Origin of the sequence: Blastococcus sp. CT_GayMR19, from assembly GCF_004570385.1 — a bacterium.
In the GTDB taxonomy this organism is placed as follows: Bacteria; Actinomycetota; Actinomycetes; order Mycobacteriales; family Geodermatophilaceae; genus Blastococcus_B.
Window position 1 is genome coordinate 66,163 of the sequence record NZ_SPQL01000007.1, and the last position, 14,552, is coordinate 80,714.

The 14,552-nt window shown below is 73.8% G+C and carries 12 protein-coding genes and 1 tRNA gene; 8 read left to right on the plus strand and 5 right to left on the minus strand.

Annotated features, from left to right (window positions below):
• Positions 1 to 13 precede the first annotated feature (13 nt).
• From E4P39_RS11420 to E4P39_RS11430, 3 genes are all read left to right on the plus strand, one after another.
• Entirely contained in the window at positions 14 to 1,126 is a 1,113-nt protein-coding gene (locus E4P39_RS11420; protein ID WP_135136672.1) for a geranylgeranyl reductase family protein, read from the plus strand.
• A gap of 187 nt (positions 1,127 to 1,313) precedes the next feature.
• Complete coding sequence (locus tag E4P39_RS11425) at positions 1,314 to 1,880, plus strand: hypothetical protein (protein ID WP_135136673.1); 567 nt, start codon at positions 1,314 to 1,316, stop codon at positions 1,878 to 1,880.
• A 97-nt stretch (positions 1,881 to 1,977) separates the two neighbouring features.
• Entirely contained in the window at positions 1,978 to 2,895 is a 918-nt protein-coding gene (locus tag E4P39_RS11430) for a PH domain-containing protein (protein WP_135136675.1), read from the plus strand.
• A gap of 10 nt (positions 2,896 to 2,905) precedes the next feature.
• On the opposite strand, the gene E4P39_RS11435 is transcribed toward E4P39_RS11430, so the two are convergent.
• Together E4P39_RS11435 and E4P39_RS11440 are read right to left on the minus strand one after the other, a co-directional pair.
• Positions 2,906 to 3,727 carry a hypothetical protein gene (locus E4P39_RS11435; RefSeq protein WP_135136852.1) on the minus strand — a complete coding sequence of 274 codons (822 nt, stop codon included), beginning with the start codon at positions 3,725 to 3,727 and terminating at the stop codon, positions 2,906 to 2,908.
• A 321-nt stretch (positions 3,728 to 4,048) separates the two neighbouring features.
• A complete protein-coding gene (locus tag E4P39_RS11440) occupies positions 4,049 to 5,236 on the minus strand; it encodes a zinc-dependent alcohol dehydrogenase (RefSeq protein WP_135136677.1) in 1,188 nt (395 codons plus the stop codon).
• Between the two features lie 104 nt (positions 5,237 to 5,340).
• Here E4P39_RS11440 and E4P39_RS11445 point away from each other — a divergent pair, with 104 nt between their 5' ends.
• On the plus strand, positions 5,341 to 5,787 hold the full coding sequence (locus tag E4P39_RS11445) for a class I SAM-dependent methyltransferase (RefSeq protein ID WP_135136679.1): 447 nt from the start codon (positions 5,341 to 5,343) through the stop codon (positions 5,785 to 5,787).
• 138 nt (positions 5,788 to 5,925) lie between these two features.
• A complete protein-coding gene (locus E4P39_RS11450; RefSeq protein ID WP_135136681.1) occupies positions 5,926 to 6,897 on the plus strand; it encodes an acyl-CoA thioesterase domain-containing protein in 972 nt (323 codons plus the stop codon).
• Between the two features lies 1 nt (position 6,898).
• Here the strand turns inward: E4P39_RS11450 and E4P39_RS11455 are convergent.
• From E4P39_RS11455 to E4P39_RS23200, 3 genes are all read right to left on the minus strand, one after another.
• A tRNA-Ser gene (locus E4P39_RS11455) sits at positions 6,899 to 6,985 on the minus strand.
• Positions 6,986 to 7,072: 87 nt separating this feature from the next.
• Positions 7,073 to 7,780, minus strand: a complete 708-nt coding sequence (locus tag E4P39_RS11460; protein WP_135136683.1) for a class I SAM-dependent methyltransferase — start codon at positions 7,778 to 7,780, stop codon at positions 7,073 to 7,075.
• A gap of 79 nt (positions 7,781 to 7,859) precedes the next feature.
• Positions 7,860 to 9,584, minus strand: coding sequence for a S8 family serine peptidase (locus E4P39_RS23200; RefSeq protein ID WP_135136685.1), 1,725 nt, complete (start codon positions 9,582 to 9,584; stop codon positions 7,860 to 7,862).
• Between the two features lie 496 nt (positions 9,585 to 10,080).
• Between E4P39_RS23200 and E4P39_RS11470 the strand changes: the two genes are divergently transcribed.
• The 3 genes from E4P39_RS11470 (at position 10,081) to E4P39_RS11480 (ending at position 14,408) form a co-directional block, all read left to right on the plus strand.
• A complete protein-coding gene (locus tag E4P39_RS11470) occupies positions 10,081 to 11,202 on the plus strand; it encodes an ethanolamine ammonia lyase-activating protein (protein ID WP_135136687.1) in 1,122 nt (373 codons plus the stop codon).
• 75 nt (positions 11,203 to 11,277) lie between these two features.
• Positions 11,278 to 12,927 carry an ethanolamine ammonia-lyase reactivating factor EutA gene (locus tag E4P39_RS11475; RefSeq protein WP_135136689.1) on the plus strand — a complete coding sequence of 550 codons (1,650 nt, stop codon included), beginning with the start codon at positions 11,278 to 11,280 and terminating at the stop codon, positions 12,925 to 12,927.
• 32 nt (positions 12,928 to 12,959) lie between these two features.
• Complete coding sequence (locus E4P39_RS11480) at positions 12,960 to 14,408, plus strand: DHA2 family efflux MFS transporter permease subunit (protein ID WP_135136691.1); 1,449 nt, start codon at positions 12,960 to 12,962, stop codon at positions 14,406 to 14,408.
• Positions 14,409 to 14,552: the final 144 nt, after the last annotated feature.

Consider the following 14,552-nt stretch of genomic DNA (forward strand, 5'->3'; position numbering starts at 1 on the left):
TAGCGTTCGGGTCATGGCAGAGCGCTGGGACGTCGTCGTGGTCGGCGGCGGTCCGGCCGGCGCGGCCGCCGCCCTCGCGGCGCGGGCGGCCGGCTGCTCGGTCCTGATCCTCGACCGCGCCGTCTTCCCCCGGGACAAGGTCTGCGGCGACGGCATCGCCCCCGAGGCGCTGGACGTGCTGGCCGGCCTCGGCCTGGACCCGGCCGCACTGACGGAGGGCTCTCCGGCCGTGCCGCGGCTGCGGCTCCGGTCCCCCGGGGGGACGACGGTCGAGCGGGCGATGCACCGCCCCGCCTTCGTCGTCCCCCGCGAGGTCTTCGACCACCGGCTGCTGCAGGCGGCCGTGGCCTCCGGGGCCGAGCTGCGCCGGCACACCGTCCGCGGCCTCACCGCGCACCCGGCCCACGTCGAGGTGGACGGTTCCCTCACGGCAGGCGTCGTCGTCGCGGCGGACGGCGCCGAGTCCGTCGTCCGCCGGGCGGTGGGGGTGGCCCCGAACCGGCCGCGCCACACCGCCATCGCGATCCGGGGGTACGCCCCCGACCCCGGAGGCGATCGCGGCGTGCAGGTGATCGCGACGACCGGGCAGCGGTGGCCGGCGTACGCGTGGTCGTTCCCGCTGGGCGCCGGGCGGGCCAACGTGGGTTACGGGGAACTGGTGTCCAGCGGGGTCACGCGGGCCGGCCTGCTCGCCGGCCTCGACGCCCTGCTGCCCGGCGCCGAACCCGCCGGCCTCCGCGCCCACCGGCTGCCGCTGTCCACCGGGCGCCCCCGGCTGCCCGACGGCCGCGTGCTGCTCGCCGGGGACGCCGCCTCGCTGATCAATCCGCTCACCGGGGAGGGGATCTTCTACGCCGTCCTCTCCGGCGCGCTGGCCGGTGCGGCGGCGGTGCACGGGCCCGCTGCGGGGCGGGCCTACCGGCGGGCCGTCAGCCGGCGGCTCGGCCGGCACCTGCGGCACTCGTCGACCGCGTCCTGGGCGAGCCGCTGGCCGGTGGTGATGGACGCCGCCTTCCGCGCCGCCGCCGCCGACCAGCGGGTGTTCGACGACGTCGTCGACCTGGGGCTGGCCGACGGCCGGCTCACCGCGCGCACCCTCGTCGCCGCCGCCCGCCGCCTCCGCTGACCCGCCCGCTTTCGGTACCGAGAGCAGACGGCGTAGGCCCCGCTTTCGGTACCGAAAGCGGGGGGTACGTCGATCACGCAGGCGTCCACCGGCCGGCCGGCCGGAGAGCCGCACCGTTCGCCCGCTCGTCGTGGCGGGTCCGGGATGCGTCCACCCGCCGGCCATCCGGACGCCGGAGCCTTCGGCCGTGACCGCGACGACGTCCTTCCCGCACCTCGCCGACGCTCTTCCCGCCTCCCCCGCCGCACGGCTCGGAACGCCTGCGGCCCGGCCCGCGCCGCGCGCGACGCAGCGACGCCGGCGGCTGCGGGTGGCCCGCACGCTCGCCGTCGTCTCCGTCCGCAAGGCGCTGCTGCCCCGCGGTGCCATCCGGGCCCGGCAGCGGCTGCGGGTGTGCGGCGCGGCCGACATCCTCACCGCGCTCGACGTGCGGGTCGAGGTGATCGGGAGCGCCGTCCCCTGGCCCCGGCTGGGGCGGGTGGTGGTCAGCGACCACACCGGCTGGCTCGGGGACCTCTCCCTGTCCACCGCCGCACCCGGGACGCCGGTGCTCAGCGGCGACTCCGCCGGGACCCTCCCGGTCGGCTCCGTGGCCTGCCCGGTCGTGCTCCGCTACCGGACGGCGGCGGGATACCTCGCCCCGTCGGAGATCCCCCGCACCCTGGCCGAGACCGCGGCCGCCCGCGATCTCGTCGTCGAGGTGCACCGCCTGCCGGCCCGGTCGACGGCGCCCGGCCCGGCCTCCGCCGCCTGAGCTCCGGCTCCGCAGATCCCGCGCGCCGGCGGATCTCCCGTATCCCGGTCGGCGCTGCCATCCTCCCCTCGACGACGAGGCCGACGGAGGAGGACCCATGGCAGAGGCGAGCTGGCTGGCCGACCCGCTCGGCGTGCACGAGCTGCGCTACTGGACCGGCACGGCCTGGAGCGAGCACGTCTCCGACCATGGCGTAACGACGATCGACCCGCTCGACGCGCAGCCGCCGCCTCCCGCACCGGCCGCCGCGTTCCCTCCACCTCCTCCCCCCGCCTACGGCGCGTCCGCCGTACCCCCGGGCGGGAAGGTCAGCTGGAAGGACCGGCTCAAGCAGGTGGCCGACCAGGGCAAGGCGATGGCCGAGCAGGGCAAGCAGAAGGTCGCCGAGCAGCAGTCCAAGCGCACCGAGCAGTGGGCCAACGACCCGAACACGCTGTGGTTCGGCGAGAGCAAGGGCGCGGCCACGAGCGTGATGGGGGTGTCGAAGGCGCGCTACCGCGTGACCAGGGACCGCGTCTGGATCGAGAGCGGGCTGCTCGGCACCAAGACCGAGAACGTGCCGCTGTGGTCGGTGAAGGACATCGACGTCCGGCAGGCCCTCTGGCAGCGCGACAAGGACATCGGCGACGTCGTCCTCATCCTGGACGACGCCTCGTACGCCGCCGCCCCGACCGAGATGTTCAGCATGACCGGGATGGCCGACCCGTCCGGGACGGCGTCGGGCCAGGTCGTGCTGGACAACATCGAGGACCCGTACGGCGTCGTCGACATCCTCTCGCCGCTGATCAGCGAGGCGCGGCACAAGAAGACGGTCGAGCGGCAGTCGCAGTACCTGCACGTCAACCCGGGGATGGCCGGGGCGGCGTTCGGGGCTCCCCCGGCGGCGCCGCCCCGGCCGGCCGCACCGCAGACCGACATGGTGGAGCAGCTCCGGAAGCTCGGTGAGCTCCGGGACGCCGGGATCCTGACCGAGGAGGAGTTCGCCGCGCAGAAGGCGAAGATCCTCGGCGCCTGAGCCCAGACGGTCAGCGCAGAGCCGTCACCAGGGAGCCGCCGGTCGCGCCGAGGGGCTCGACCACGAAGCCGAGGTTCGCGAGGACGTCGCCGATGGCGACGTTCATCTGCTGCTCGACCATGGCGTGGGCCGCCGGACCCCGGACGGCGTGCCGGCCCATCCGGTCGTGGGGACGCCAGCTGACCCGGACGCCCCGCGACGGCCAGTCGGGCATCAGGCAGACCCCGCCGGCCGAGCGCCCCTGCGACACGTCCTGGAGCGGGAGGCCGGCCTCGACCAGCGCCGCGGCGATCTCCACCACCAGCGTCGTCAGGGGGTCGGTGTCGTCCACCAGGTCGTCCCAGGCGCTGGGGAGCCGGTCCAGCTGATCACTCAGCTCGGCGAACCACGCCCGCTCCTCGGGCGAGGGCCGCGGCGCCACGCCACCGTCGGCACTCGGGATGCCGTGGACCGAGACCGCCGGCAGCCCCTCGGCCAGGGCGGCCCAGTCGGCGTCGACCCGGTCGGCGAAGGGCCCGGCCACGACCTGGGCCCACTCGTCGACGAGCCACCAGCCGGGGCCTCCCGTCGGCGTCGCCGGCGCCTGGCGGACGGCGAGGTCGACCGTCCGGGGCTGTGCCTGGGCGTCCGCGGCGCCGGCCGGCCGGCCCGCCGAACGCCGGCCGGCGGGGTGGGTGCCGTGGCTGCGGGCCGCGGAGCGCTGCCGCTCGCGCGTGCCGTTGAGCTCGAACTCGTAGCGGGCCGTCGAGGTGGTGGCCAGCGCGACGACCAGACCGGTCAAGAGCAGGAAGCCCAGCACTGCGATCGTCGGCCAACCCAGCGTCGGGACCATGGTCACGCGTGGACTCCTCAGCACCATCGCCGCGGCGGGGAAGTACCGCGGACAGGCCGAAAGGTATGGCGTCGGGGGCCTCCGCCAGGGGTGCGCGGACACGGCCCCGGACGCCCCGTCACCGGATCGTTGCGGGAGTCCCCAACGGGCTCGACGACCCGCCTCCCGGGGCACCGCCTTGTCGACATGCGGCACGTTCACCAGCGGAAACGCGCGAAAGTGGCGTCCGGTCATCCCGGAGTCGCCCCGCCGCCACGGCGTGTCGGCGGTGCCGGAAGGTCCGGGGAGGAACGGCGGGCCGCCGTCCCTCCCCGGCAGGCCTCAGGTCAGCTCGGGCTTGAGCTGCACCTTGATGGTGCCGTCGCGCTTCTCCTGGAACGCCTCGTACATCTCCGGCGCCCGCGACAGCGGCACCCGGTGGGTCGCGAACGTGTCGCAGCCGAGCGGGTCGTCGTCGCCGAGCAGCGGCATGATGTCGTCGACCCAGCGCTTGATGTTGCACTGGCCCATGCGCAGCTGGATCTGCTTGTCGAAGAGCGTGAGCATCGGGATCGGGTCGGCCATGCCGCCGTACACGCCGGACAGCGAGATCGTGCCGCCGCGGCGCACGATGTCGATGGCCGAGTAGAGCGCGTTCATCCGGTCGACGCCGGCGGTCTCCATGAGCGGCGCGGAGAGCGCCTTGGGGAGCAGGCCGGCCGCCTTCTGGATGAAGCTCGTCGCCGGGGAGCCGTGCGCCTCCATGCCGACGGCGTCGAGCACCGAGTCCGGCCCGCGGCCGCCGGTCATGTCGCGGATGGCGTCGCCGATGTTCTCGACCTCGTTCAGGTCGACCACCTCGACGCCCAGGGCCTTCACCCGGGCCAGCCGCTCGGGCACGAGATCGACACCGATGACCCGGAAGCCCTTGTGCTTGCCGATGCGGCAGGCGAAGTCGCCGATCGGGCCCAGCCCGAGGACGACGAGGGTGCCGCCCTCGGGCACGTTCGCGTACTCCACGCCCTGCCAGGCGGTGGGCAGGATGTCGGAGAGGTAGGCGAACCGGTCGTCCGGCGGCCCCTCGGGCAACCTGATGTGGGTGAACTGCGCCTGCGGCACCCGCAGGTACTCGGCCTGGCCGCCGGCGACCTCGCCGTAGAGCTTCGAGAAGCCGAACAGTGCCGCGCCCATGCCCTGGTCGCGCACCTGCGTCGTCTCGCACTGGGTGTAGAGCTGCTGCCGGCACATCCAGCAGTTGCCGCAGGAGATCTGGAACGGGATGGCCACGCGGTCCCCGACCTTCAGGTCGCCGCACTCCGAGCCGACCTCGACGACCTGGCCCATGTTCTCGTGGCCGAGGATGTTGCCCTTGCCCATGAACGGGGCCATCGGCTCGTAGAGGTGCAGGTCGGAGCCGCAGATGTTGGTCGTGGTGACGCGGATGACGGCGTCGGTCGGAGCCTCCACGAACGGGTCGGGCACGTCCTCCACCGATACCTGCCGGACGCCCTGCCAGGTCACTGCCTTCATGTGGTGCCACCTTCGGTCTCGACGAATTCCCCTGGGTGGCGGGTGCCCGTGACCTGCATGTCGAAACGACGTCCCGCCCCGGGCTTCGCTGGCATGCTGCCCGGATGGCTGGTCAGGGGCCACCGGGGCGCCTGTCGGCCCGGCTCGCGGCGATCGTCGACGCCCTCCCCGTGGGACCCGGGCTGCGCGTCCTCGAGATCGGTTGCGGCCCGGGTGCGGCGGCCCGCGCGGTCGCCGCCCGCATCGGAACAGGCCATGTGCTCGCCATCGATCGGTCCGCGGCAGCGGTCGCGCAGGCCGCGGCCGCCTCGGGAGAGGCCATCGCCTCGGGGCGGATGAGCGTCCGGCAGGTCGCCGCCGAGGACTTCGCTCTCGAGCCGGGCGAGCAGCCCTACGACCTGGCCTTCGCCGTACGCGTGGGCGCACTCGACGGCCGGCATCCCGAGCTGCGGGAGCGCGTGCGCCGTGCGGTGGCCGCCGCCCTGACCGAGGACGGGCGCCTGTTCATCGACGGCGGGGATCCTCTCCGCGAGGTCCCGCTGTTCCGGTAGCGCGAGCGGAGGCCGTGGGATCCGGAACCCGCGAGGGGTGTCACCCCACAGCGTCCCGGCCGGTCCCCGGGGACGAGGGACGCATGTGCCCCGGATAGCGTCGGTGGAGCTCCCGACGGACCGACCCGAGGTGTTCGAGTGTCATCAGGCAACGCCCGTCCGGCCACCCCGTCCGACGGCGGGGACGCCGTCCTGGCGGCCGCCCTGCGCGCCGCGGCGCGCACCCGCGCCCTGGGGATGCACTACTACGGCCACCTCCTCGGGATCGCGAGTTCCCGGCCCGACGAGGGCCGGCCGCGGCCGCACCTGGATCCCGATCCCGCTGTCATCCCGGACGTCGTCCCGCCGGTCGCGCTCGCCGCGATCGCCGACCTGGCCGTCGGCTCGGCCGTGCGCGCCGCGCTCGGCGCCGGGCGGCGACTCGGCACGGCCAGCCTCACCCTGCACCACGTCGGGTCCTCCGCCCGCGCCCCCGTGCGCGCCGATCCGACCCTGCTCTGGGCCGACAGCGACACCGGTGACGGCCTGGCCCGCTGCGATCTGCGGGACGCCCGCGGTGAACTGGTCGGCGCTGCCCAGGGCTGGTTCCTGGCCCTGCCCGTGCCCGACGGGCGGCAGCTCCCGCCCCTGCCGTGGGAGCGGGAACCGGCACCGACGATCGAGGCGCTGGCCGAGGCGGACCTGGACGAGCGCGAGCGCGCAGCGGTGACGGCCACGCTCCGGGCGCACGAACGGGCGCGCGAGCGCGGGACGTCGACCGCGGAGGAACTGACCTCCCCCGTCTGGTCGGAGTCCACTGCCGAGGGCACCGCGCAGGGGACGATGCAGGTCGGGCCCGAAGTGACCAACCGCGTGGGCCACGTGCAGGGCGGCGCGCTCTACGGCATCGCGCTGGCCGCCGCCGCGCGCGCCGTGGGCCCGGGCATGGAGGTCGCCGAGGGCCACTACCAGTTCGTCCGGCCCGCCGACGGCGAGCGGATCGTCGTCGACGGCGCGGTCCTGCGCCGCGGCCGCGCCGCCGCCTTCGCCGAGGCGAGCCTGTCGGTGGAGGGACGGCGGGTCGGCGTCGCTCGCTTCGCCTTCCGCCCGCCCCTCGGCGGAAACGGATGAGCGGAGGGCGTGGGATTCGAACCCACGATGGGTGTTACCCCATAGCGGTTTTCAAGACCGCCGCCATCGGCCACTAGGCGAGCCCTCCCGGCGGGTCAGAGGCTAGTGCCCCGACGTCCGCCGCCCAGTCCTGCCCGTCGCGATGACGCTCCGGCCGGCAGGCCGGGCCCGCCGATCACACCGCGACAGCGGTGACGAACACGCAGATCCCCTCGCCCTGGTCGGCCCGCGCTCGCAGACCGATGGCTGCCAGCAGTGCGGTCTCGATGCGATGGACCAGTTGCCGCAGGCCGTGGTACTCGGTGTCGCCGCCCCTGGTCACCACGATCTGGTCGAACCCCGCCAGCCGGACGTGCTCGGTCAGCATCCAGTGCGGCAGGATCGAGATGTGGCCGGGCTGGTAGTAGTGCCTCGGCCCGAACAGGTACGGCGCCCCCCGGAGCAGCATCTTCAGCCGTGAGTGCGGGTGCGCCACGTTCGGGGTGCTGACCAGGAGCTTGTCCCCGGGGCGGAGCATCGACCGGATCGACCGGAGCACCCCGCGCGGGTTCTCCACGTGCTCCAGCGTCTCGACGCACACCACCATGTCGAAGGGGCCGCGGGTGTCGTCGGTCCACTCCGGGTGGTCCAGGTCGAGCCGGAAGATCCACTCGTGCGGCGGGTCGAGATCGGTCGGGACGACGTCGAACCCGGCGTCGCGGAGCCGCAGCGCCAGGGAACCGCAGCCGGCCCCGACCTCGAGCACCCGCCCGCCGTCCGGAAGGGCCGCCCGCGCCAGCTCCACGGCGTACTCGTGCACGCCCGGCGCCGCGTGGATGTCGTGGCCCTTGTAGGACCGGGCGGTAGCCGTTCGCTGGACGGTCTCGAGCTCAGCCGCTGCCACGTGGTCAGACTCCCACGCACCGGGGCAGAACGCGGCGCCGGACCACGTCGGTGGTCCGGCGCCGGGCGCGTCGCCGGCGTCAGCGACGGCGCGGAGGAGCCTTCTTCTTGACCGGCGCCTTCTTGACCGCTGCCTTCTTGACCGGCGCCTTCTTGACCGACGCCTTCACGACCGGTGCCTTCTTCACCGGTGCCTTCACGACGACGGTCTTGCAGGTCACCTTCGCGACGCGGTGCCCACGCACCCGGACGATGCGGGTGGTGCAGGTGCGCACGGTCCGCGACGGCGTCGGGGCCACGACCGGCGCGGGCGCCGGGGCAGGGGCGACCCGCGGGGCCGGAGCCGGAGCCGGAGCCGGGGCCGGGGCCGGGGGCGGCGGAGGGGGCGGCGGCGGCGTGACGACCGTGGCCCCCGTGCGCGCCGATTCCGAGCCGCCGGCGACCGTCGAGACGGCCCAGCCGTGCGCGCTCCCCACGCCGCGATCGGTGTAGGAGGTGCTCGTTCCCGTCGAGATGAGGACGCCGTCGCGGTAGACGTTGTACGCGGCGGCCCCCGCCGCTGCGGTCCACGACAGCGCGACGTCGGCTCCGCTCACCAGAGCCTGCGGGGAGGTGGGGGCGGCGGGCGTGGGCGGCGCCGGAGGCAGGCCCGTCAGGCCGAGCAGCCCGGCCGGGTCGACGACGCCGTAGCCGGTGTCGTTGTCGTAGCCCGGGGCCTGGACGTCGGTCGCGGTGCTCTGCAGCGCGCCGCGGACCTGCGCGACGGTCGCGCCCGGGTGGCCGGCGACGAACCGGGCGACGAGCCCGGCCACGTGCGGGGCGGCCATCGAGGTGCCGCTCCGGGAGACGTAGCCCTGGGCGGGGTCGGTGGACAGGACCGAGACGCCGGGGGCGGAGATGAAGTTGGTCGGGCCGGTGTAGCTGAACGAGGCCGGGGCGCCGGTGTTGTCGGTCGCGGCCACGGCGATCGCGCCGGACGTGGCGGCCGGGTAGTTGACCGTGTTCCCCGTGGCGCGGTTGTTGCCGGCGGCCACGACGACCGTCACGCCGCGGTCGACCGCGTACTGCACGACCGTGTCGTAGACGGGGTTGTAGGGCCCGCCCAGGCTCATGTTGATGACCGAGGCGCCGTTGTCGACCGCGTGGATGACCCCGCGGGCCACCGCGTCGGACGTTCCGCTGCCGTTCGCCGTCAGCACCCGCACCGGCATCACCGAGGCACTGCTGATGCCCGTGACGCCGAGCCCGTTCTGGCCGACGGCGGCGATCTGGCCGGCGACATGGGTGCCGTGCCCGTTCGGGTCGACGCAGCCCGTGCCGGCCGGGTCCACGGTCGCGGCGTCGGACGCGAAGTCCGCGCCGAGGTCACAGCGCACGCGACCGGCCAGGTCCTCGTGCGCGGCCAGGACGCCGGTGTCGAGCACCGCGACCAGCTGGGTGGCGCCGTCCGGAGCGGTCGGGGGGAGGGCGTCGATCCCCAGGGTGTCGAGCGCCCACTGGCTGCTCCGCAGCGGGTCGGGGGTGCCGGCCAGCGCGACAGGGGTGGTGACGGCGACGCTCTCCGTGCCCGGCTGCGCCTCGAGCTGCTCGGTGACCCGCTCGACCTGGCTCGCCGGAACCGTGCGGCTGACCACCTCGGCACCGTCGCCGTCGACGATCACCGCGGACACCGTCTGCAGGGGGCCCCCGGAGGGAGCCGGGGCGGCCAGCGCCGCGGGCGTCGCGCTCTCCATGGCGACCACCGCCACGAGACCGAATGCCGCCACGAGGCCTGTGCCCCGCAGCTTCCGACTGACTGTGCCCACGTTGTCCGCTCCCGGCTGTGCTCGTGCTGCTCGTGCCAGGGGTATCGACACGAGCGGGAGCGGACTGGAGTCCCGAACGGATGATTTCCGGACGGGCGCCGCCGATGTCCGGGTGCGCACACCCCGGGCGCCGCAGGGATCATGACCGCGAGGAGCGCGCACGCCACGTGCCCACGGCCGGGCTCGGCCGCGGCGCAGGGGGGTGGGCCACCTGGTGGCCGCGACCCGGTCCCCTGGCGGTCGGCCAGGTGCACGGGGCCACCGGGCGGATGGCGCGGTGGGCTGGTCCTGCTGCTGGCCGTGCCCGTGGCCCAGGCGGTGGCGAGGCTGGCCACCGCACGCCCCCGCCTGGTCGACGCCGCCGCCTGGCAGCGGCCCGTCGTTGACACTCAGGAATCGATGGACTTATGGTCCTACCAATACGTTGCGGTTCCGGGGCACCGCCCCGTTCATCCCGGCGCGCCCTGGCTGGCGCGCCTGACCAGGAAGGCCGCCCATGGCCAAGGACGCACTCGTCAACAAGGACCTGGCGGCGAAGTTCGCCACCGAGAAGGACTCCCCGTACACCCGCTGGGTGGCCGACGAGGGCCTGGACATCATCGCGGCGCACTACGTGGCCGACCTCAAGGAGGTCGAGCTCAAGCCGTGGGCACGTCGCGGCGGCAAGGGCGTCTTCATCAATCACGAGGCCAGCCGCACGTCGAACGACTGCTACGTGGCCGAGATCCCGGCCGGGGGTGAGCTCGCCCCGCAGCGCCAGCTGTTCGAGGAGATGATCCTGGTCCTCTCCGGCCACGGCTCCACGAAGGTGTGGAACGACAGCGGCGCCGAGGTCACCTTCGAGTGGGGCCCGGGCGCACTGTTCGCCATCCCCCTCAACGCCAACCACCAGCACTTCAACGGCTCGGGCAACGAGACCGCGCGCTTCGTCTCCTCGACCAACGCCCCGGGGATCATCAACCTCTACGACGACATCGAGTTCGTGTTCGGCACCGCGCACGACTTCCCGAAGCGCTTCAACGGCGAGCCGGACTACTTCGCGCCCAAGGGCGAGCAGAAGGGCCTGCTGCTCGACACCAACTTCGTCGCCGACTCGATCAACCTGCCGCTGATCGAGGCCAAGGAGCGCGGCGCCGGAGGCGGGCACATCCGCTTCAACATGGCCAAGGGCTCGATGAACAGCCACATCTCGCAGTTCCCGACGGCCACGTACAAGAAGGGCCACCGCCACGGCCCCGGCGCACACGTGATCATCCTGTCCGGCGAGGGCTACAGCCTCATGTGGCCCGAGGGCGAGGAGCCCACGCGCTACGAGTGGGGCCCCGGCACGCTGATCGTTCCGCCGAACATGTGGTACCACCAGCACTTCAACACCGGGACCGAGCCGGCCCGCTACCTCGCCTTCAAGCACGAGGTCGTGTCCATCCGGAACGCGCAGGGTGTGCCGAAGGCCTGGATCAGCCAGCGCATCGGCGGCGACCAGATCGACTACGCCGACGAGTCGTCCTACGTCCGCGAGACGTTCAAGGAGGCCCTGGCCAAGCACGGCCTCGAGCCGCAGATGGACAAGGCGTACGAGCAGGAGCAGGAGAACCTGCCGCCCAAGTCGGCTGCCTGATCCCACCGCTGTTCCACCCCGACGTGCGGTCCGCCCTTCGCTGGCGGACCGCACGTCGTCGTTCGAGGAGTTCCCGTGACGCATCCGCACCACCATCACGACCACGACCACGACCACAGCCACGGCCACGGCGCCGAGGAACCCGTCTACGGCCGTGAGCACGCCGAGCCGCAGGCGGTGCACTCGACGTTCACGCCCGACCACGACCACGACCACGACGACGCCGACCTGCCGCTCGAGGACAACCCGATCTGGCAGCAGGACAACGTCACGCTGCACAGCGTCGGCATGGACATCGGGAGCTCCGGCACGCAGGTCGTGTTCAGCCGGCTGCACCTGCGGCGGATCGGCGAGGAGCTCACCAGCCGCTACATCGTCATCAGCCGCGACACCGTCTACCGCTCCCCGGTCGCCCTGACCCCCTACGCCAGCAGCGAGGCGATCGACGCCGAGGCGCTCGGCTCGATCATCGACCGGGCGTACGGCGAGGCCCGCATCGGTCCGGAGGAGATCGACACCGGCGTGGTGATCCTGACCGGCGAGGCGCTGCGCCGCCGCAACGCCGAGGCCATCGCCGGCGTGCTGGCCGAGCGCGGCGGGGAGCTCGTCACGGCCACGGCCGGGCACAACATGGAGGCGATGCTGGCCGCCTACGGTTCCGGTGCCGCCAAGGTGTCCTACGACGAGGGGCTCCGCATCCTCAACGTCGACATCGGCGGAGGGACGACGAAGCTCGCCCTCCTCGACCGCGGCCGAGTCCTGCAGACGGCCGCGGTGCACGTCGGCGGCCGCCTGCAGGTCGTGGACGACGAAGGCCGCATCGTCCGGCTCGACCCCGCCGGCCGCGACCACGCCGCCCGGGCGGGCCACCACTGGGACCTCGGCGACACGGCACGGCCCGACCAGATCGAGGAGGTGGCCGAGGGGATGGCCGACGTCCTCGTGGCCGCCCTCACCGCCGACCCGCTGCCGGACGCCGTCGAGGCGCTGCTCCTCACCGATCCCCTCGGCCCGCCGGACGGCGTCGACGGGGTGATGTTCTCCGGCGGCGTCGCGGAGTACGTCTACGACCGGGAGAGCCGGCTGTTCGGCGACCTCGGCGGACCGCTCGGCCGGGCCATCCGCCGGCGGATCGACTCGGGCGCGCTGCCCTTCCCGCTGCTGCCGGCGGGCGAGTGCATCCGGGCCACGGCGCTGGGGGCGTCGGAGTACAGCGTCCAGCTCAGCGGCAACACCGGCTGGATCTCCGACCCGGACGCCCTGCTCCCCCGCCGGAACCTGCAGGTCCTGCGCCCGGTCTACGAGCTCGGGGACGACGTCGACGCCGATGCCGTGGCGGCCGCCGTCCGCCGGCACCTCGTCGCGCTGGACGCGGTCCACGCCGACGCCGACCTCGCGCTGGCGATGTCCTGGGAGGGGCTGCCCAGCTACCGGCGGCTGTTCCCGTTCGCCTGTGGCATCCGCGACGGCCTGGCCGACCGCCTCGCCCAGGGACGGCCGATCTACGTGATGCTCGACGGCGACGTCGCCATGACCCTGGGCCGGCTGCTGCACGACGAGCTCGGCGTCACCACGGGCCTGCTGGTCGTGGACGGGCTGGCGCTGCGCGACTTCGACTACATCGACATCGGCCGCGTACGGCACCCGTCCAACACCGTGCCGGTCACCATCAAGTCGCTGGTGTTCGAGGCGGACCCGCACCACAGCCAGGTACCGACGGCCTAGAGCCGCGCAGTGAGGAACAGGAGCCGCATCCGGTGACGTCGGCGACGAGACCCGACGCCGGCGTCCCGGTGGAACCCCGGGGGCCCGCGGGGGCCGCCCGCTGGCTCGTCCTGTTCTCGATCACGACCGGGACGTTCATGGCGAACGTCGACTCCACGGCCGTGACCGTCGCGCTGCCGACGATGGCCCGGGAGTTCGGCGTGGGGCTCGACGAGCTCCAGTGGGTGCTCCTGGCCTATCTCCTGGCCATCACGGCGATCCTGCCGGTCTTCGGGCGGCTCGCCGACATGGTGGGGCGCAAGCCGATCCTGAACACCGGACTCGCCCTGTTCGTCAGCGCCTCGCTCGTCGTCGCGCTGGCGCCCAACCTTCCGGTGCTGATCACGTCCCGGGTGTTCCAGGGCATCGGCGCGTCGATGTTCATGGCCACGATCATGGCCACGGCCGTCACGACCTTCCCCGCCCGTCAGCGCGGCCGGGTCCTCGGCCTCATCGGGAGCATCGTCGCCGCCGGCACGCTGCTCGGTCCCGCCCTCGGCGGCCTGCTGACCGACGCGTTCGGCTGGCGGTCGATCTTCTTCATCAACCTGCCCGTCGGCCTGCTCGGCGCGGTCGGCACGCTGGTCTTCCTGCCGTCCGTGCGGGGCACCGGCGGATCGCTGCGGCAGCTGGACCCGGCAGGGGCAGTTCTCTTCGCCGGTTTCGCGGCCGCGCTGCTGCTCGGGCTCGGGACCGGGCCGCGGGCCGGGTGGGCCAGCGCAGGCGTCGTCGCGCTGCTGCTCGGTGCCGGCGCGCTCCTGCTGCTCTTCGTGCTCTGGGAGTTCCGGGTCGCCCACCCCCTCGTCGACCTGAGGCTGTTCCGTCACCGGGTGTTCGGGCTGGGCAACCTCGCGGGCTTCCTCTACTACGTGCTCACCGTCTTCCCGCCCTTCCTGTTCCCGCTGTACCTCTACGAGGTCCTCGGGCTGTCGACCGGGCGGACGGGCCTGCTCATGACGGTGCCGGCCGTGACCATGCTGGTCGTCTCGCCGTTCTCGGGCTGGTGGAGCGACCGCGTCGGCTCGATGTGGCCGGCGCTGGTCGCGCTCACCCTCATCATGGCGGCCATGTCGGGGACGGCGTTCCTGGGCTCGTCGTCCCCACTGTGGGCCGTCGGCGGGCTGCTCGCGCTGCTCGGGGCCGCCCTGGGGCTCTTCAACTCCCCGAACAACTCGGCCGTCATGGGCGCCCTGGGACGGGAGCAGGTGGGGATGGCCAACGGGATCGTCTCGACGCTCCGCAATCTGGGGAGGGCCGTCGGCATCGCGGTGGTGGTGCTCCTGTACCAGGCGTTCGCCGGCACGTCGGCGACGGTCGGCGCCTCGCCCGACACCCTGCTCGCCGGGTTCCGGGGCGTGTTCGTCGCCGGCGCCGTGGTCGCGGCCGGAGCGTTCGCCGTGATCGTCCTGATGTACCGGCGCCCTCGGCCGCAGGCGCCGTAGCAGCCGGAGCCGCCGGTCGAGACAACGTCCCGACGCCGGACGCACAGCCTCGGTCCGGTGCCGGAACCGGACGGAGTGCGCTGAGGACCCGTTCCGGAGGGAAAAACAGGGCCTCAGCGCACTCCGTCGGCCGGCGCCGGCCGT